The 17,549-nt window shown below is 65.4% G+C and carries 17 protein-coding genes; 15 read left to right on the forward strand and 2 right to left on the reverse strand.

Annotated features, from left to right (window positions below; all coding sequences use genetic code 11):
* Nucleotides 1–383 precede the first annotated feature (383 nt).
* Together NOV72_RS29935 and NOV72_RS29940 are read right to left on the reverse strand one after the other, a co-directional pair.
* Nucleotides 384–710: a hypothetical protein gene (locus NOV72_RS29935; protein WP_106858138.1), complete on the reverse strand. Its 327-nt coding sequence runs from the start codon at nt 708–710 to the stop codon at nt 384–386.
* Complete coding sequence (locus NOV72_RS29940; protein WP_106858139.1) at nt 707–1,471, reverse strand: class I SAM-dependent methyltransferase; 765 nt, start codon at nt 1,469–1,471, stop codon at nt 707–709. The genes NOV72_RS29935 and NOV72_RS29940 overlap by 4 nt, the downstream gene beginning before the upstream one ends.
* Before the next feature lie 126 nt (nt 1,472–1,597).
* On the opposite strand from NOV72_RS29940, the gene NOV72_RS29945 reads away from it, so the two are divergent.
* The 15 genes from NOV72_RS29945 (at nt 1,598) to NOV72_RS30020 (ending at nt 17,521) form a co-directional block, all read left to right on the forward strand.
* Entirely contained in the window at nt 1,598–2,404 is an 807-nt protein-coding gene (locus NOV72_RS29945) for a helix-turn-helix transcriptional regulator (protein WP_106858140.1), read from the forward strand.
* A gap of 69 nt (nt 2,405–2,473) precedes the next feature.
* Complete coding sequence (gene argH, locus NOV72_RS29950) at nt 2,474–3,880, forward strand: argininosuccinate lyase (protein WP_106858141.1); 1,407 nt, start codon at nt 2,474–2,476, stop codon at nt 3,878–3,880.
* A gap of 433 nt (nt 3,881–4,313) precedes the next feature.
* Nucleotides 4,314–6,314: a glycosyl hydrolase family 18 protein gene (locus tag NOV72_RS29955; RefSeq protein WP_181291193.1), complete on the forward strand. Its 2,001-nt coding sequence runs from the start codon at nt 4,314–4,316 to the stop codon at nt 6,312–6,314.
* Between the two features lie 156 nt (nt 6,315–6,470).
* Nucleotides 6,471–6,884 (forward strand): type II secretion system major pseudopilin GspG, encoded by a 414-nt coding sequence (gene gspG, locus NOV72_RS29960; RefSeq protein WP_106858172.1) that lies wholly within the window; start codon nt 6,471–6,473, stop codon nt 6,882–6,884.
* A 35-nt stretch (nt 6,885–6,919) separates the two neighbouring features.
* Entirely contained in the window at nt 6,920–8,086 is a 1,167-nt protein-coding gene (locus tag NOV72_RS29965) for a type II secretion system F family protein (RefSeq protein ID WP_245933214.1), read from the forward strand.
* A 4-nt stretch (nt 8,087–8,090) separates the two neighbouring features.
* Nucleotides 8,091–9,737, forward strand: a complete 1,647-nt coding sequence (locus tag NOV72_RS29970) for a GspE/PulE family protein (RefSeq protein ID WP_106858143.1) — start codon at nt 8,091–8,093, stop codon at nt 9,735–9,737.
* Between the two features lie 13 nt (nt 9,738–9,750).
* Nucleotides 9,751–10,548, forward strand: a complete 798-nt coding sequence (locus NOV72_RS29975; protein WP_106858144.1) for a hypothetical protein — start codon at nt 9,751–9,753, stop codon at nt 10,546–10,548.
* Nucleotides 10,545–11,261, forward strand: a complete 717-nt coding sequence (locus tag NOV72_RS32490; RefSeq protein WP_106858145.1) for a hypothetical protein — start codon at nt 10,545–10,547, stop codon at nt 11,259–11,261. The genes NOV72_RS29975 and NOV72_RS32490 overlap by 4 nt, the downstream gene beginning before the upstream one ends.
* Complete coding sequence (locus NOV72_RS29985) at nt 11,258–11,779, forward strand: hypothetical protein (protein ID WP_106858146.1); 522 nt, start codon at nt 11,258–11,260, stop codon at nt 11,777–11,779. The genes NOV72_RS32490 and NOV72_RS29985 overlap by 4 nt, the downstream gene beginning before the upstream one ends.
* A complete protein-coding gene (locus NOV72_RS32110) occupies nt 11,776–12,330 on the forward strand; it encodes a hypothetical protein (RefSeq protein ID WP_146150065.1) in 555 nt (184 codons plus the stop codon). Before NOV72_RS29985 ends, NOV72_RS32110 begins: the two co-directional genes overlap by 4 nt.
* The gene (locus NOV72_RS30000; RefSeq protein WP_106858149.1) at nt 12,327–14,252 is read left to right on the forward strand and encodes a secretin N-terminal domain-containing protein; all 1,926 of its coding nucleotides are present in this window, start codon (nt 12,327–12,329) and stop codon (nt 14,250–14,252) included. Before NOV72_RS32110 ends, NOV72_RS30000 begins: the two co-directional genes overlap by 4 nt.
* 22 nt (nt 14,253–14,274) lie before the next feature.
* Nucleotides 14,275–14,742: a type II secretion system protein gene (locus NOV72_RS30005; protein ID WP_106858175.1), complete on the forward strand. Its 468-nt coding sequence runs from the start codon at nt 14,275–14,277 to the stop codon at nt 14,740–14,742.
* Nucleotides 14,742–15,119, forward strand: a complete 378-nt coding sequence (locus NOV72_RS30010; RefSeq protein WP_106858174.1) for a type II secretion system protein — start codon at nt 14,742–14,744, stop codon at nt 15,117–15,119. The genes NOV72_RS30005 and NOV72_RS30010 overlap by 1 nt, the downstream gene beginning before the upstream one ends.
* Nucleotides 15,094–15,576 (forward strand): type II secretion system protein, encoded by a 483-nt coding sequence (locus NOV72_RS30015; protein WP_106858150.1) that lies wholly within the window; start codon nt 15,094–15,096, stop codon nt 15,574–15,576. Before NOV72_RS30010 ends, NOV72_RS30015 begins: the two co-directional genes overlap by 26 nt.
* 16 nt (nt 15,577–15,592) lie before the next feature.
* The gene (locus NOV72_RS30020) at nt 15,593–17,521 is read left to right on the forward strand and encodes a glycoside hydrolase family 19 protein (RefSeq protein ID WP_106858151.1); all 1,929 of its coding nucleotides are present in this window, start codon (nt 15,593–15,595) and stop codon (nt 17,519–17,521) included.
* Nucleotides 17,522–17,549: the final 28 nt, after the last annotated feature.

Below are 17,549 nucleotides of genomic sequence, written 5' to 3' on the forward strand. Positions count from 1 at the left end.
TTCGCGTCGGTCTATTAGCGTTGCCCCTGTGCGGGGCGGCAGTCACTTTCTTTGCTGCTGCAAAGAAAGTAACCAAAGAAAGCAGCTTCTCACCGCCCGCGGTCACACGCACGTTGGCCATGCTTGCCAGCCCCCGGTGGCACTCGCCTAAGTGTCGCCCTCAAAGGCCCAATCGGACTTGGCTCGCGCACGGTCTGCCACATCGCACCACATAGCGAACGGGTTCAGCACGAAATAGCTCCAGCCCGCTTCGCGGCCGATGGGCCAATCGGGGGCTGCGTGCGCTTCTTGCTCGTCGGTTTCCCTCGCAGACCCAACGGCAGCGCGCAGCGCTGTGCCGAAGCTCTTTCGTGCTGAACCAGCACGCGATGATTACTAGCTAGTCAGACCGTGCGCGAGCCAAACCCGGTGATTGTTGTGAGGGCACTCTTTAGGCGAGTGCCATATTGGAGGAGAAAATTGGCCAAGTTGCGTGTGACAGCGGGCCTGAAAAAGCTGCTTTCTTTGGTTACTTTCTTTGCAGCAGCAAAGAAAGTGACTGCCGCCCCGCACAGGGGCAACACTAATAAACCAAAACCAAAACGGGATCCGGCGAAAAAGCCCGATGTACCTTCCTTCAGCAGCAGCAAAAAAACCTGCCGCCCCGCACAAGGGGCAACGCCAATAGACCAATAACAAACCGCGATCCGGCGAAGTCCAAAAGCCTTCACCCTCTCCGCTTCCCCTCGATCATCACCGCGTCCAGCTCGAACGAGCAATCCTCCTTAACCCCAAAGTACTGGCGCACTTCATCGGGTGCGCTCGTCCACATCGATCGGATCGCCGTCACGCGCTCGGCCGGCGTGCGCATGCGCGTCACCCACGACTCGAATTCCAGCGGAATGCGCCAGCGCTCCGTCACCTGCGCGTCGAAGCCGGCGGCGTCGAGCATCGCGATCCATTCATCGGCGCGATAGTCGCGGATATGCGACGCATCGCGCAAAAGTTCGATCGCCTGAATATGCGTGTCGTAAAGCGGATCGTCGATGCCCGCGATATCGATGAACTTGAGCCTGCCGCCCGGTTTCAGCACGCGATGCGCTTCCGCGAGCGCGGCCGGCACGTCGCGCCAATGATGCGCGCTCATGCGGCTCACGGCCCAGTCGAACGAAGCATCGGCGAACGGCAGCGTTTCAGCCGCGCCCTGCCGCGTGCGGATGGTCGAGAGACCACGCTCCTTCGCGGCGGCCTCGACGGTCGCGAGCATCTGCGGGGCGATGTCGTACGCCATCACCTCTTTCACATGCGGCGCAACCGCAAAGCTCGCGTGCCCGGCGCCGCAGCCCATGTCGAGCACCGTCGCGTTGCCGCACGTGGCGGCGAACGTCTCGGAAAGATTGCGCAAGTCGGCGCCGCTCGCGTGGACGGCGCTCGTGAGATAGGCGGCGGCAGTGCTGCCGAATGCGTCTGCGACCTGGTCGTGGTGTTTCATCGCGGTCTCCGGTTCGATGTGGGGAAGGTCTGCCCGTTACAATAGAGCCCGTCTTGTACCAGTACAAGTTGTGCAGATATTCTGGTATCGAAACCACCAGCCGATGCCGCGCCTCCCGAAGTCCCGATGAATCACGCCGACAAAAACGAACCCCTCGCCGAAACGCCCGCGCACGCGCTCGGCGAGTTCATCCGCGCGCATCGCGAACGGCTGTCGCCGCAGGCCGTCGGTCTCGCGGCCGGCCCGCGCCGCCGCACGCCCGGCCTGCGACGCGAAGAAGTCGCGCAACTGTGCGGCGTGAGCCCGACCTGGTACACGTGGATCGAGCAAGGGCGTCCCGTGTCGGCTTCCGCCGATGCGCTCGCGCGCATCGCCGTCGCGTTGCAGTTGTCGCGCGCCGAACGCGCGTATCTGTTCGAGCTCGCCGCCCAGCGCGATCCCGCCGAGCCCGATCCGGCGTCGCTCGACGCGCCCGCCGCGCTCTTGCAAACAGTCGGTTTGATCGAAGCGCCCGCCTACGTGCTCGACCGCCAGTGGAACGCGTTGCGCTGGAACCCGCATGCGTCGGCGTTGTTCGTCGGCTGGCTGGACGGCGATCATGACCGCAATCTGCTGACCTACACGTTCACGTCGCCGGCGGCGCGCGCGTTGATCGTCGATTGGGAAACGCGCGCGCGACGCCTCGCCGCCGAGTTCCGCGCCGATTCGATCCGCCATCTGAACGATGCGCCGACCCGCGCGCTCATCGACGATCTGAGCGCCGCGAGCGCCGCCTTCGCGCGCTTCTGGGCGTCGCAGGACGTGTTCGAGCGCGAGGGCGGCGAGCGCGCGTTCGATCATCCGTCGCGCGGGCGCGTCGTGTTCAATCAGATCACGTTCAAGCCGGCGCATCGGGAGGATTTGAAGCTCGTGATCCTCGTCGGGTCCGAATAGTGCCGAATGTTAAAATTTTCGTCTTTCCGAAGCCGAATTGAAGCCCAACCCTCCGCTGAGACAATCACCATGACGTCCCAACTCCACAAAAAAGGCGAAGCCTGGTCGGCTCGCTTCTCCGAGCCGATGTCGGAGCTCGTCAAGCGCTATACGTCGTCGGTGTTCTTCGACAATCGGCTCGCGCTCGTCGACATTCAGGGCTCGCTCGCGCACGCGTCGATGCTCGCGGCGCAGAAGATCATCGGCGCCGACGACCTCGCGGCCATCGAGCGCGGCATGGCGCAGATCAAGGGCGAAATCGAGCGCGGCGAGTTCGAGTGGAAGCTGGATCTGGAAGACGTGCACCTGAACATCGAAGCGCGGCTGACGGCTTTGATCGGCGATGCGGGCAAGCGCCTGCACACCGGCCGCTCGCGCAACGATCAGGTCGCCACCGACATCCGCCTGTGGCTGCGCGGCGAGATCGACCGCATCGGCGGCTTGCTGAAGGATCTGCGTCTCGCGCTCATCGACATGGCCGAGAAAAACGCCGACACCATCATGCCGGGCTTCACGCATCTGCAGGTGGCGCAGCCGGTGACGTTCGGCCATCACCTTCTGGCCTACGTCGAAATGTTCACGCGCGACGCCGAGCGCATGCGCGATCTGCGCCGCCGCGTCAACCGTCTGCCGCTGGGCGCGGCGGCGCTGGCCGGCACGAGCTATCCGATCGATCGTCACGCGGTCGCGAAGACGCTCGGCTTCGACGGCATCTGCGCGAATTCGCTCGATGCCGTGTCCGACCGCGATTTCGCGATCGAATTCACGGCGGCGGCCGCGCTCGTCATGACGCACGTGTCGCGCTTCTCCGAAGAACTCGTCTTGTGGATGAGCCCGCGCGTCGGCTTCATCGATCTGGCGGACCGTTTCTGCACCGGTTCGTCGATCATGCCGCAGAAGAAGAACCCCGACGTGCCCGAGCTCGCGCGCGGCAAGACGGGCCGCGTGAACGGTCATCTCATGGCGCTGCTCACGCTGATGAAGGGCCAGCCGCTCGCGTACAACAAGGACAATCAGGAAGACAAGGAGCCGTTGTTCGATACCGTCGATACGGTCGCGGACACGCTGCGCATCTTCGCGGAAATGGCGGCGGGCATCACGGTCAAGCCGCAAGCGATGCGCGCGGCGGCGCTGCAAGGCTTCTCGACCGCCACCGATCTCGCGGATTACCTCGTGAAGCGCGGCCTGCCCTTCCGCGACGCGCACGAAGCCGTGGCCCATGCGGTGCGCGTTTGCGTGGATCGGGAATGCGATATCGCGGACTTGTCGCTCGAAGAGATGCGCCGCGAATTGCCGAATGTCGCGCATCTGCTTGGCGAGGACGTGTTCGAATATCTGACGCTCGAAGGCTCGGTTGCGAGCCGCAATCATCCGGGCGGCACCGCGCCGGATCAGGTGCGCGCGGCGGCGAAGGCGGCGCGCGAATCGCTCGCCTGAGCGTTATCTTCGATGCATCGGAACGACCCGCGCAATGCGGGTCTTTTTTTTGCGCGATATGCACGCATTGTCGAACGATGTCGCTTCGATAGCCGGTGTTCTCGCGTTTCACGATTGCGTTTCTCAGGTTCGATGCGCGTTGCGCCCGCGTTTCACGTAGACATCGAACCGGATGCTTCGAAGTTGGAAACGAAGCGTTCGACTTTCGCCAAAGCGCCTCTCTTTCCGAAGATTGAATCAAAAACGGATGCGTAATTCGCGGCGCATCAAATCGACGATTCACATTCTCAGGATACCTGTTCTTATTTTGGAACTTGTTTGGCGTGGGTCGTTGAACTATCACTAATCCGCATAAGCTCGCGCTGGCGATCCGCCTGTCACGTCAAAGGTCGTCACGGCTAGTTCAAACAACGAAATGGCGGAGGCCGTTCTCATGAATCGCCTTGATAAGCAATCCAAATTTTTATCGCTGGCTCTGGCTGCGCTCGTTGTCTATTCGACATCGGCATCGGCTGCCGACTGGCAGGAAGGCGCGACCTATCCGGCAGGCGCGACCGTCACCTACAACGGCCACACCTATCAGGCGCTGCAGACACACACGGCTTATCCCGGCGCGGGATGGACGCCCTCTTCCACGCCGACGTTGTGGAAGGATCTCGGAGCATCGGGCGGAACGCCAACGCCTGCGCCTGCGCCTTCGCCAACGCCGTCGCCTACACCAACGCCAACGCCATCGCCTTCACCGACTGCATGTTTCTCGGCATGGGCTGCGTCGCAGGTTTATGCCAACGCGGGCAGCCGCGTGACCTACAACGGGCGCAACTATCAAAACAAGTGGTGGACGCAAGGCGAGAATCCGACGCAATCAGGGCAATACGGCGTGTGGCAAGACATCGGCGCATGCTCGGGCGGTCCGACGCCAGCGCCTGCGCCGACACCGACACCGACGCCGGCACCGACACCCACGCCAGCGCCCACGCCCACGCCAGTTCCAACTCCGCCACCAGCACCGGTTCCAACGCCGACGCCGGTTCCCACGCCAACACCAACGCCAGCCCCAACGCCAACACCGGCCCCAACACCAAGCCCCGCCCCCGTCGGCGGCCGAGAAATCGGCGGCTATTTCGCGCAATGGGGCATCTACGATCGCAATTACAAGATCAAGGACGTCGACACGACCGGCTCGGCCAAGCTGCTCACCTTCATCAATTACGCGTTCGGCAACCTTTATCCGAAGAACGGCGGCTACGAGTGCGGGGTCATCAACAAGGCGGAGCCGGGCGCGTCGAATCCGAGCGCGCCGGATGCCGGCACCGGCGGCGACGGATACGCCGACTATCAAAAAGGCTTCGAGGCGAACGAATCCGTCACCGGCAAGGCCGATGCCTGGGACTTCCCGCAAAACGATCCGCGCTACGGCGGCGGCAAGGCGGGCCCGCTCAAGGGCAACTTCAACCAGTTGAAACAGTTGAAGGCCAAGTACCCGAACGTGAAGATCATGATCTCGCTCGGCGGATGGACATGGTCGAAATGGTTCGGCAAGGCCGCCACGACGGATGCGATGCGCAAGCAACTCGTCGCGTCGTGCATCGACTTGTACATCAAGGGCAATCTGCCGTTCGACTCGGGCTCGAACGCGGGCGGCGAAGGCATCGGAGCCAACGTGTTCGACGGCATCGACATCGACTGGGAATTTCCCGGCGGAGGCGGTCAGCCGTACAACATCGTCGATCCGAACGACAAGAAAAACTACACGCTGCTGCTCGCCGAATTCCGCAAGCAACTCGATGCAATCGGCTCGCAGAACGGCAAGCACTATTACCTCACCGTGGCCATCGGCGCGGGCGGCGACAAGATTGCGATGACCGAGCCGGCCGAGTACAGCAAGTCGCTCGACTGGATCAACGTCATGTCCTACGACTTCCACGGCGGCTGGGAAGCCACCGGCCCGACGGACTTCCAGGCGCCGCTCTACGGCAATCCCGACAGTCCGAACTACAAGGCCGGGCAGTACGGACCGGCCTACAACGTCGACGGCGCGGTGAAGGCGCTGCTCAACGCGGGCGTGCCGGCGACCAAGATCGTCGTGGGCATTCCGTTCTACGGACGCGGCTGGTCGGGCGTGAGCGCGGGACCGGGCGGCAACGGTCTCTATCAGAAGGCGACGAAGCCCGCGCCCGGCAAATACGAGGAAGGCATTCAGGACTACCGCATCCTGAAGAACGCGGCGGGAACGCTGTACGAGCACCCGGTCGCGAAGACGTCCTACAAGTTCGACGGCAACAACTGGTGGTCCTACGACTCGCCGACCGCCGTGCGGCTGAAGATGGACTACATCAAGGCGCAAAGCCTGCGCGGCGCGTTCGCCTGGGAACTCGACGGCGACGCACCGAACGCGGAGCTTCTGAAAATCATGAGCGACGGACTCAAGTGATTCGCAAACGAAAGGCGCGCGATCGCATGACGTGACGCGGCGACCGCGCGCATGGCGACGTATCGACATTTGCCGGGAGCAGCCATGCACGGAATCTCACTGAACGCCGCATGCCCGACGGCGGCGGCGTTGCGCGCGCGGCTCGCGCATCGCGAGATGGGCCGGCGGCGGCGCGGCTTCACCTTGCTGGAGCTGCTCGTCGTGCTGCTCATCATCGCGCTGCTGGCGGGTTATGTCGGGCCGAAGCTGTTCGGCGAAGTGGGCAAGGCGCGCAGCAAGACGGCCGCCTCGCAGATGAAGGGCATCGAAAGCGCGCTCGACCGCTATCGGCTCGACACCGGACACTTTCCGAGCACGGACGCCGGCCTCGCCGCGCTGATGACCAACGTCGGCAATACGACCGGCTGGGAAGGCCCGTACATGAGCAGCGCGATTCCGAACGATCCGTGGGGCAAGCCGTATATCTATCGCTCGCCGGGCGAAGGCGGCAAGGACTTCGACCTGATGACCTACGGCGCCGACGGCAAGCCCGGCGGCTCGGGCGAGGACGCGGACATCGTCGGCAAATGACGGGCGCGCCGATCATCATGCGATATCGCGCCCGGGTGGATTCCGAAAACGGCCCGCAGGATCTCGAATTCGACGCCGACGACGAAGCGCAGTTGCGCATGCGGCTCGCGGAGATGGGCCTGTCGCTCGTCGATGCGACGCCGCTCGGCGCAAAGAAGCGCGGCTTCTCGTTGCGCAAGCCGGTGTTCGAACGCGCGCTCTTCACGCAGGAACTGATCGCGTTGCTCGAAGCCGGCCTGAGTCTCGTCGAAACGGTCGAAACGCTGCGCGACAAGAGCAAGGAAGGCTTGAACAGGACCGTGCTGCAAGGCATCGTCGCGGCGCTGTATGAAGGCGAGCCGCTCTCGCGCGCGCTCGAACGTCAGCCGGAACATTTTCCGCCGCTGTACGTGGCGACGGTCGCATCGGCGGAACAGACCGGGCATCTGGCCGAAGCGCTCAAGCGCTATCACCACTACGACGCGCGGCTCTCGACGGTGCGCAAGAAAGTCGTGTCGTCGATGGTGTATCCGTCGATCGTCATCGGCACGGGCGCGATGATCATTCTCTTCATGGCGTTTTACGTGATCCCGAAATTCAGCCAGGTCTTCGCGACGATGAAGGACATGCCCGTCACCGTGCGCATGATGCTCGCGTGGGGCAATCTCGTCGAAGCGCACGGCGGCGTGCTGCTGGCGGCGCTCTTCGCGGCGGTCGCCGGCGCGGGCCTGTCGCTGCGCAGCGCCAAGGTCCGCAACCGGCTGATGTCGGCGTTCTTCAGCTTGCCGAAACTCGCGGACTATCAGCGTCTTTTCGGGCTCACGCGCTTCTATCGCACGCTCGGGCTGCTGCTCGCGGGCGGCATGTCGATGGTGACATCGCTCGAACTGGCCGCGCAGGTCTTGCCCGCGCATCTGCAAGGCGCGCTATTGCAGGCGCTCGACGAGATTCGCGCGGGCAAGCCGCTATCCGGCGCGCTGCCCGCCGCGAACCTGACGACGCCCGTCGCCGAGCGGCTGATCCGCGTCGGCGAACAAAGCGGCGAACTCGCCGGCATGGTGACGCGCTCCGCCGAATTCTGCGACGAGGAACTCGACCGCGCCATCGACACGCTGATGCGGGTCGTCGAACCGGTGCTGATGCTCGCGGTCGGCGGCATCGTCGGGACGATCATCTTTCTGCTGTACATGCCGATCTTCCAACTGGCCGGCGCCGTGGGGTGACATCATGAACGAGGCCGTCGGCGCACCGGCACGCCCGCGTCAGCAACAAGTCTGGGACGACGCCGGGCACGATTCCCCCGACTATCTGGCGATGGTCGCGCGCATGCTTCATCTGCGAGGCTTCGACGCCGCCGCGCTCGAAACGCTCGCACCGCGCTTCGACCTGCTCTCTTTCGGCGACGCCATGTCGCGCAAATGCCTGCTCGCCGCCGACTCCGAACGCGCCGACGCGAAGCTCTGGCTGCTGCTCGCCGATCCCTTCGATCCGCTGCTGCGCGCCTGGGCGATGAACCGCGTCAGGAAGCCGTTCGCGTTCGGCTTTTGCGTGCCGTCCGAACTGATGGCGTTTCTCGCGCTGCACGAGTCGGCGCATCAGGCGCTCACGCAGATCAGCGTCGAAGGCAGTTCGGCCGCCGTCGCGGATGCGGGTGTCGAAATCACGCTGGCGACGCTCGCCGCCGACGTGCATCCGGTGATCCGGCTCGTCAATTCGTCGCTGTACGACGCGCTCAAGGCGCGCGCATCGGACATTCACATCGAGAGCACGGCGACGGGACTCGTCATCAAGTACCGCATCGACGGCGTGTTGCAGGAAACCGCGGCCGCGCACGGCATCGACACGGCGGAACAGGTGCTCTCGCGCCTGAAGGTGATGGCGGACCTCGACATCGGCGAGCGGCGCATTCCGCAGGACGGGCGCTTCAAGGCGATCATCAGTCAGCGCGAAATCGACTTCCGCGTGTCGATCATGCCGTCGATCCACGGCGAGGACGCGGTGCTGCGCGTGCTCGACAAGCAGCGCGGCGAGGCGAGCAGCAGCGCGCTGCGGCTGGATTCGATCGGCCACGAGCCGGAAATCGTCGCTGCGATCCGCTCCATCGCGCACGAACCCTACGGTCTGCTGCTCGTGACGGGGCCGACCGGCTCCGGCAAATCGACCACGCTCTACGCCACGCTCACCGAAATCAACACGGGCGACGAGAAGATCATCACCATCGAGGATCCGGTCGAATACGAACTGGCGGGCGTGCTGCAAATTCCGATCAACGACAAGAAAGGGCTGACCTTCGCGCGCGGGCTGCGCTCGATCCTGCGTCACGATCCGGACAAGATTCTCGTCGGCGAAATCCGCGATGGCGAGACGGCGAACATCGCCGTGCAGGCGGCGCTCACCGGCCACCTCGTGCTGACATCGGTGCACGCGAACAACGTGTTCTCGGTGCTCGACCGTTTTCTGCACATGGGCGTCGACATGCACAGTTTCGTCGACGCCCTGCTCGGCGCGGTCGCGCAACGGCTGATGCGCAAGAACTGCCCGCACTGCGTCCGCGACGACGCCCCCCCCGACGACGCCACGCTGCGCGCCTCGGCGCTCACGCGCGAACACGTCGCGAACTGGCGCTTCCGGCGCGGCGCGGGCTGCGAGCTGTGCCGGCGCACGGGTTATCTCGGGCGTCAGCCGATCGCGGAGGTGCTGCGTCTGAACGACGCGATCAAGCAGTGCTTCGTCGAGCGGCGTCCGATCGTGGAACTGAAGCAGCTCGCGTACGACAGCGGCTTCGTGCCGATCCGGCAGATTGCGTTGCGCGCGGTGGCCGACGGACGCACGACGCTCGCCGAAGTCAATCGCGTCACGATCGTCGAAAACTAGGCGGAGGCGCACGATGTCGCGTTTCTCCGGTCACATCGAGTCCTTGCGGGCGAAGGCGGCGGCGGCAACGGGCGCGGCTTCCGGGATGATGAGCCGCACGACGATCCTGCTCGAAGGCGGCCGCGCGGGCACGCCCGGCACGGCTCGCACCGCCGATGCCTTCGCGCCCGGCGACGTCGCGGCGGCGCTGAAAGCCATCGAAACGCTCGCGCCGAAGCCGTCCGGTCCCGGCTTGCATACGCTCCGCGTAGTGGCGGGCGCGCCGTTCGCCCGCTATCACGTGCTGCCGTGGCAGCCGCTCGCCAGGCCGCAGGACTGGCTTGCGGCCGCGCGCGTCCAGGCGATGCAGACCGGCGCGGGCGGCGAGCCATCGCGCTTCGCCGTGACCGACGGCGGCTGGCGATGCGCACGCCTCGCCGCCGCGATGCCCGAGGCGCTGTGCGCGGGCATCGAAAAGCTGTGCAAGACGCGCAGGCTGATGCTGAGCGGCATCGAGCCGGGTTACACGTTCGCGCTGCAACGGCACGCCGCGCGGATTCGCGACGGTTCCATCGCCATCGTCACGCTTGATGCGACGGACGACGGCGCGGCGATCGCACAGATCGGACTGCGGCGCGGCGGCGGGTGGACGGGCTTCATCGCGCTGCCGGTCGCGGGCACGCTCGACGACGTGCTGCGCGACGCCTTCACGCTCTGCGCCGACGTGCTGCCCGAGCGCCGCTACGTGATCGGGCCGGGCGACGGCGCGCGCTGGTCCGCGCAGGCCGCCGGCATCGAATGGCTGCCCTCGCGGTGGGACGACGCGTCATGAAAGCGCCGCGCATCGATCTGCATCGCGCGAATCGTCCGGGCGCGGCGGCCGGACTCATCGCGTTGATCGTGGGCGTCGCCGCCGTGATCGCGGCGATGCAGTACCGCGACGCGCTCCACGCTCAGGGCGAAGCGCTCGACGAACGCGAATCCGCGATCGCGAAAAAAGAAGCCCAGTTCGCGCGTATCGGCAATGCGCACCGCAGCGGCAACGACGCGCGCAGCGCCGCGCTCATGGCGCAGCAGCGCTACGCGGCCGAGCCGGCGCGCGATCTGATCGAAGCGGGATGGCATCCGAATATCGCGTTCCTCACGATCGACATCGTGACGGCTTCGCGCCAGATCAACATGCAGTTCGAGACGCGTTCGGTGCAGGAAGCGATCTCTTACGCCGACTGGTTTCAGGCGCAGCCGCAGACCGAAAGCGTGGCGCTCAAGCGGCAGACGGAGAAGCCGGGGCCGCCGGCGCCGTCGGTGGAGACGTCGTTGCAGGTGACGTGGAAGACGTTCGGCGGTTCTTTCGCGCGGGCTTCCGCGGCTTCTTCCGCGGCCGCTGTCGCGCCCTCTTCCGCGCCTTCTTCGGCGCCTTCTTCCGCGGCGCCCGCTTCCGCGCCTTCTTCGACGCCTTCTGCCGCGCCTTCCGCCGCGCCTTCCGCCGCGTCTTCTGTCGCACCGCCGCCGTCCATGGGCCACGCATCCGGAGGCCGCCGATGAACCGCTGGCTGTGGGAACTGCGCCGCCTGCAATGGCGTCTCGGGACGTTCGGACTCGTCGCCCTGCTGCTTCTCGGCGGCGCGGCGATGATCGCGCTGGCCGAAATCGTGCCGCTGCGCCGTGACATCGCCGCGCGCAAAGCCGATCTCGACGCACGCGCCGCGAAGCTCACGCAGCCGCCGCCGTCGTCGCCCGACGAAGCCATCGCGCCCGTCAGCGCCGAACAACGATACTTCGTGTTCCTGCACAGCCTGCACGCCATCGCCGCGAAGAACGGGCTGACGATTCCGCAGGTCACGTATCAGCTCGCCGCGCAGGACAAGGATTCGCCGCTGCGCCGATATATCGTGGAGGCGACTTTTACGAGCCGCTATCTTCCGCTGCGCAGTTTCGTCTTCGAAATGCGGACCTTGCCCGGCATCCGCTGGGAGCGCGTCACGATCTCGCGGCCGAACATCGGCGCGACGGATCTCGAAGTGCGGCTGCAATGCGCGTTTGTCGTGGAAGCATCGAAATGAAAGCGCCCGACGCCCGCGCGCTAAAGGTCTCGAAGCCGCTTCTGCTGCTTCTCGCGCTGACGCTCGGGCTGATCGTGTTCGTGTACTTTCGGGGCGAGCGGGACGAAGCCGCGCCGCCCGCGCCACCATCGACACCCGATGCGGCGACGCCCGCGTCCTCCGCCAGCGCGCCGGATACCCACGCGCCCGAGAACGTCGCCGTGGCGGCGAACGCGCCCGTCGATCTGTTTCCGAGCCAGAACTGGCAACCGCCTCCGCCGCCACCGCCGCCGCCCGGTTCGGTCAAGCCGCCTCCGCCGCCCGAACCGCCGCCGCTGCCATTCACCGTGCGCTCGCTGTGGCTGGATTCGCGCGGCGTGCTCTACATCGTGCTGGCCGGCACCGGACGCGAATTCCCGCTCTGCGCGGACTGCCAGAAAAAGGGCTTTCTGCGCCGTGGCGACACGATCCTCAACGCCTACCGGATCGACGCAATCGATCGCAAGCAAGTTCGCTTCACGTATCTGCCGCTCAAACGCCAGCAAACGCTGTCACTCGGAGAAATCAAATGATCCGGCTGAAAGACGTGGCCGTGTGGCTGCTGCTGCCGCTTCTGACCTCGTGCGCGGGCGAGTTGCATCGCCAGGATCTACAGAACCGGCTCGCCGGCATGCCGCCCGACGCACAACTCGATCTGCTCGCGCAGCAGAGCGCGGCGTATCCCGACGATCTCGAAATCAAGAACTGGTACCTGAGTTTGCGACGCCGCCTGTCGGTCGAGTATCTGCAACGCGCGACGGTCGCGTATCGCGCGGGCGATTCGGCGCAGGCGCTGGCGTGGGCGCGTCGCGCGCAGGCCGCCGCGCCGGGCGACGACCAGCCGCGCGAGCTGATCGAGTGGATCGACCGGCAGGCGGCCATCGACGGGTCGCTGCGCTACGCCGAGTCGATCCGGACGGAGCAGCCGCAGGCGGCGCTCGCCATCGCCAGCGACACGCTCGCGAAGCAGCCGGAAAACGCCCGCGCCGCGCGTCTGCGCGACGAACTGCTCACGCCGAAAGCCGCCGATCTCGCGCCGAAGCTCAACAAGGACATGGATCAGCCGATCACCGTGCAGTTTCGCGACCAGCCGCTCATCAGCATTTTCGAACTGATGTCGAACATCACGGGGCTGAACTTCACCTTCGACCACGACGTGCAGTCGAGCGCGCCGACCACCATCTACGCCAGCAACACGCCCGTCAAACAAGTGCTGACGATGGTGCTTCAGGCGAATCAGCTTGCGAGCAAGGTCGTCGGCGACAACGCCATCCTCATTTATCCGAAGCGGCCGGACAAGGAAACGGAGTATCGCGATCTCGTCGTGCGCACGTTCTATCTCACGAACTCGTCGGCGGCGCAGGTGCTCGGCGTGCTCAAGCAGATGGTCAAGACGCGCGATGCCGTGCTCGACGAGCGCACCAACGCCATCATCATGCGCGACGCGCCGGAAACGCTCAGGGTCGCGGAGCGCATCATCCGCGCGCTGGACGTGACGCCCGCCGAAGTCGTCATCGACGCGCAGATTCTCGAAGTATCGTCGTCCGATCTGCTGCATCTGGGCATTCAGTATCCGGACAGCATCTTCTTCGGACTGCAGTCCGGCACGGCGGCGGACCAGACCAGACTGCCGCCGAACACCGTCACGCTCGAACAATTGCACAACCTCAACAGCAGCGACGTGCTCGTGCGGATCGGGCCGGTGGGCATCGACTTCCTGCAGTCGCAGGGCAAGACGCGCACGCTGGCGAACCCGAGCATCCGCGTGAGGAATCGCGAGAAGGCGAAGGTGCTGATAGGCGACCGGCTGCCGGTGGTCACGACCACGCTGTCGAGCAACTTCAGTTCGGAGAGCGTCAACTATCAGGACGTCGGGCTGTCGCTGGAAGTCGCGCCGGTGATCGTCAACAACGACGAAGTGCAGGTGAAGCTGCACATGGAAGTGTCGAACGTCACCGATACGATCACGACTTCCACGGGACTCGTCGCGTATCAGATCGGCACGCGCACGGCGGACACCGTGATGAGCGTGCGCAACAACGAAACGCAGATGCTCGCCGGGCTTCTGCAGCGCAACGAGCGCGCCGCTTCGAGTGGACTGCCGGGACTGAGCCGCATCCCGCTGCTCGATCGCGTGTTCGGCGACCGCACCAACGACGCCCGCGAAACCGAACTCGTGCTCCTGCTGACGCCGCGCATCGTGCGCAATCAGGCGATGCCCGCAGGCAACGTCGTGCAATTCGATTCGGGCACGGAAAGCCGCATCACGACCGAGCGCGATGTCGTGACGGGCAACGCGAACGCGCGCCTGCTGCCGACGTCCGCGCCGGTGCAATCCTCCGAGCCGCCGCCCCAGCCGCCCGCGCCGCCGCAGCCCGTCGGCGCGTTGCCGCCGCCGTTGCCGCGTTCGCCGCCGGGCGCCGCGTCCGGCACGCCGCCGCGCACGCAGCCCTGAACCCCGACATGAGCCGATGACGATGCAACGAGGCTTCACGATCATCGAATTGCTGGTGACGCTCGCGATTCTCGCCGCGCTCGCGATGGTCGCCGCGCCGCTCGTTCAGGTGGCGGCGCAGCGCCAGAGGGAGGACGAGTTGCGTCGCGCGCTGTGGAGCATTCGCGATGCGATCGACGCCTACAAGAAAGCCGGCGACGAAGGAAAGATGGATCGCGCGCCGGGCGATCCGGGCTATCCGCCGAAGCTGGAAACGCTCGTCGAAGGCGTGGTCGACAAGACCAATCCGGCGCACGCGCGCATCTACTTCCTGCGGCGCGTGCCGCGCGATCCGATGTGCGACTGCCCGAGCCGTTCCGACGAGGCCACGTGGGGCAAGCGCAGCTACGCGAGCGATGCGGAATCGCCCGCCGAAGGCGACGACGTCTACGACGTCTATTCGCTTTCGGAAGGCACGGGACTCAACGGCGTTCCCTACCGGAGATGGTGATGCTACGGAAGCTGCGGCGCGCGTTCACGCTGATCGAGCTGCTCGTCGTGCTGGCGATCATCGCGACGCTGCTTACGATCGTCGTGCCGCGCTACTTCGGCCAGGCGGACAAGGCGAAGGAAACCGTGCTGCACGAAAACCTCGCCGCCATGCGCGATTCGATCGACCACTTTCGCGCCGATCAGGGCCGCTATCCGCAATCGCTCGACGAACTCGTGCAGAAGCACTATCTGCGCGAAATCCCGCTGGACCCGGTTTCCATGAGCCGCTCGACATGGGCGGTCGAGCAGCCCGCCGACGGTACGCCGGGCGTCTACAACGTGCGCAGCGGCGCGAAAGGCAAGGGCAAAGATGGCACCGATTACAGCGCGTGGTAGGCAGCGCGGGTTCGGCATGCTGTGGGCGCTGATGTCCGTGGCGATCATCGGCATCTATTTGATGAAGATCGGCGAGGTCTGGAGCACGCAGGCGCAGCGCGCGAAGGAAGACGAGCTGCTGCGTCGTGGCGACGCGATCCGCGCGGCCATCGAAAGCTACGTCAAGGCGGACAAGGGCGGCGCGTTTCCGCGGGATTTCAAGGACTTGACGCGCGATCCGCGTGCGTCGTTCGTGCGGCGTCATCTGCGTCAGCCCTACGACGATCCGATGACCGGCGGCGAGTGGCGGACCATTCGCGGGCCGGGCGGCGAGTTGTACGGCGTCTCCAGCACATCGACGGAAGCGCCGCTGAAGAAGGACGGATTCTCCGACAGCGACGCGAACTTCGCGACGCAGACGAGCTATTCGGAATGGAAGTTCACGTATTTCCCGGACAGGGGCATGACCCGGCGTTGATGTGTGGAGAACTGAAATGTCATCGATTCGAAGAAAACTGGCGGTGCTGCCCGCCGCGTTGTTGCTCTACGGCGGCGCGGCGCTCGCGCAGGAAGCGTGGCGCGAGGGCGCGACGTATACGTCCGGCGCGACCGTAATCTACAACGGGCGCGTGTATCAGGCCTTGCAGACGCACACGGCGTATCCCGGCGCGGGATGGACGCCATCGTCGACGCCGACGCTGTGGCGCGATGTCGGCGCGGCGGGCGGCGCGCCTGCGCCTGCGCCTGCGCCAACGCCAACGCCAACGCCAACGCCAACGCCAACGCCAACGCCAACGCCAACGCCAACGCCAACGCCAACGCCAACGCCCGCAGGATGCTATGCGGCGTGGTCGGCGAGTCAAACCTATGCGCAGCCCAATACGCGCGTGACATACAACGGTCGAAACTATCGCAACAAGTGGTGGACCCAGGGCGATAACCCCGCTCAATCCGGCGCGTATGGCGTCTGGGAAGATCTCGGTGCGTGCGGCGGAGCGCCCGCGCCTGCACCTGCACCTGCACCTGCACCTGCACCTGCGCCCGCGCCTACGCCTACGCCGAAACCGCCGTCGCCGTCGCCGTCGCCGGCACCGACACCGACACCAACGCCAGCGCCCGCACCAACACCAACACCCGCACCAACCCCAACCGCCACCTACAAACCAAAGATCAACTACATCCCCGCACCGGCGGACTATCCAACGTCCGCGCAGTTCAGCGCCACCGAGAAGCAGCTCGTCGATCAGACCGGCGGCCTCATCGCGATCGTGCGTGACGCCCTGCGCGTCCTGCCCGACGACGACGTCAACGCCGTCGTGCCCGGCCGCGCGGCGAATCCGTCGAACGTGAGGCGCGTCGAGTCGATCGTCAACGAGCAGAAGTTCGACCAGCTCTTCCCGGTGCGCGACATCCACTACTCGTATGTGAATTTCCTGCGCGGCGTCGCGAAATTCCCGGCGTATTGCGGCGACTTCACCGACGGACGCGATGCGCTCGCCATCTGCCGCAAGCTGCTCGCGACATCGTTCGCGCATTTCACGCAGGAGACCGGCGCGAACTGGCCATCGCTCACGCCCGCGCAAGTGCGCTCGGGCTATCCGGATCACAACAACGCCGTGCTCGCGAAGATGCCGCAGGACACGCCGATTCCGTTCTGGCAGCAGGCGCTGTGGTTCCTGCGCGAATCGGGATACAAGGAAGGCTCGGCGGTAGGCGCGTATCAGCAGTGCGAGCCGGGTTCGCACGCGACCAACTGGATCTTCTACGCGTGCGCGAAGAATTCGGCGGGCCGATATCTCGACTACTTCGGACGCGGCGCGAAACAGTTGTCATGGAACTACAACTTCGGGCCGTTCTCGCAGGCGCTCTACAACGATCCCGCCATCCTGCTCGACGATCCGGGCCGCGTCGCCGATACGTGGCTGAACTTCGCGTCGGCGATCTGGTTCGCGGTGACGCCGCAAACGCCCAAACCGCCGATGACCTGGGCCATCGACGGCACGTGGAAGCCGAACGCCGTCGATCTCGGCAACAACATGAAGCCGGGCTTCGGCGCGACGGTGTTCATCATCAACGGCGGCATCGAATGCGGCAAAGGCGGCGCGGAGCTGCCGCAGGTCACCAACCGCATCAACGCGTACAAGGAGATTGCGCGCGAACTCGGCGTCGCGATTCCGCCCGACGAACCGCTCGGCTGCGCCAACATGCGCGGCTTCAACGAAGGCTCGGCGGCAGCGCTCAAGACCTATCTGGACAAGGATTATTCGTGGGCCAACGGCAAGCCCGTGACCGGATGCAAGCTCGTCGATTACGGCATGCCCTTCTCGCTCGTCAATCCGGGCGATTACAAGGCCTGCACGGACTACTTCTTCCGCGGCAAGGTCGAATACAACGGACAGATCGTGATCGACAACACGAAGTGAACGCGCCGCATCGCGCGATGAAGCGGCC

The organism is Caballeronia novacaledonica, from assembly GCF_900258035.1.
Lineage (GTDB): Bacteria > Pseudomonadota > Gammaproteobacteria > Burkholderiales > Burkholderiaceae > Caballeronia > Caballeronia novacaledonica.

Coding starts and splice junctions, on each gene's coding strand:
- NOV72_RS29940 (WP_106858139.1), bottom strand. CDS start 1,471: ATGAAACACCACGACCAGGTCGCAGACGCATTCGGCAGCACTGCCGCC.
- NOV72_RS29945 (WP_106858140.1), top strand. CDS start 1,598: ATGAATCACGCCGACAAAAACGAACCCCTCGCCGAAACGCCCGCGCAC.
- argH (WP_106858141.1), top strand. CDS start 2,474: ATGACGTCCCAACTCCACAAAAAAGGCGAAGCCTGGTCGGCTCGCTTC.
- NOV72_RS29955 (WP_181291193.1), top strand. CDS start 4,314: ATGAATCGCCTTGATAAGCAATCCAAATTTTTATCGCTGGCTCTGGCT.
- gspG (WP_106858172.1), top strand. CDS start 6,471: ATGGGCCGGCGGCGGCGCGGCTTCACCTTGCTGGAGCTGCTCGTCGTG.
- NOV72_RS29970 (WP_106858143.1), top strand. CDS start 8,091: ATGAACGAGGCCGTCGGCGCACCGGCACGCCCGCGTCAGCAACAAGTC.
- NOV72_RS29975 (WP_106858144.1), top strand. CDS start 9,751: ATGTCGCGTTTCTCCGGTCACATCGAGTCCTTGCGGGCGAAGGCGGCG.
- NOV72_RS32490 (WP_106858145.1), top strand. CDS start 10,545: ATGAAAGCGCCGCGCATCGATCTGCATCGCGCGAATCGTCCGGGCGCG.
- NOV72_RS29985 (WP_106858146.1), top strand. CDS start 11,258: ATGAACCGCTGGCTGTGGGAACTGCGCCGCCTGCAATGGCGTCTCGGG.
- NOV72_RS32110 (WP_146150065.1), top strand. CDS start 11,776: ATGAAAGCGCCCGACGCCCGCGCGCTAAAGGTCTCGAAGCCGCTTCTG.
- NOV72_RS30000 (WP_106858149.1), top strand. CDS start 12,327: ATGATCCGGCTGAAAGACGTGGCCGTGTGGCTGCTGCTGCCGCTTCTG.
- NOV72_RS30005 (WP_106858175.1), top strand. CDS start 14,275: ATGCAACGAGGCTTCACGATCATCGAATTGCTGGTGACGCTCGCGATT.
- NOV72_RS30010 (WP_106858174.1), top strand. CDS start 14,742: ATGCTACGGAAGCTGCGGCGCGCGTTCACGCTGATCGAGCTGCTCGTC.
- NOV72_RS30015 (WP_106858150.1), top strand. CDS start 15,094: ATGGCACCGATTACAGCGCGTGGTAGGCAGCGCGGGTTCGGCATGCTG.
- NOV72_RS30020 (WP_106858151.1), top strand. CDS start 15,593: ATGTCATCGATTCGAAGAAAACTGGCGGTGCTGCCCGCCGCGTTGTTG.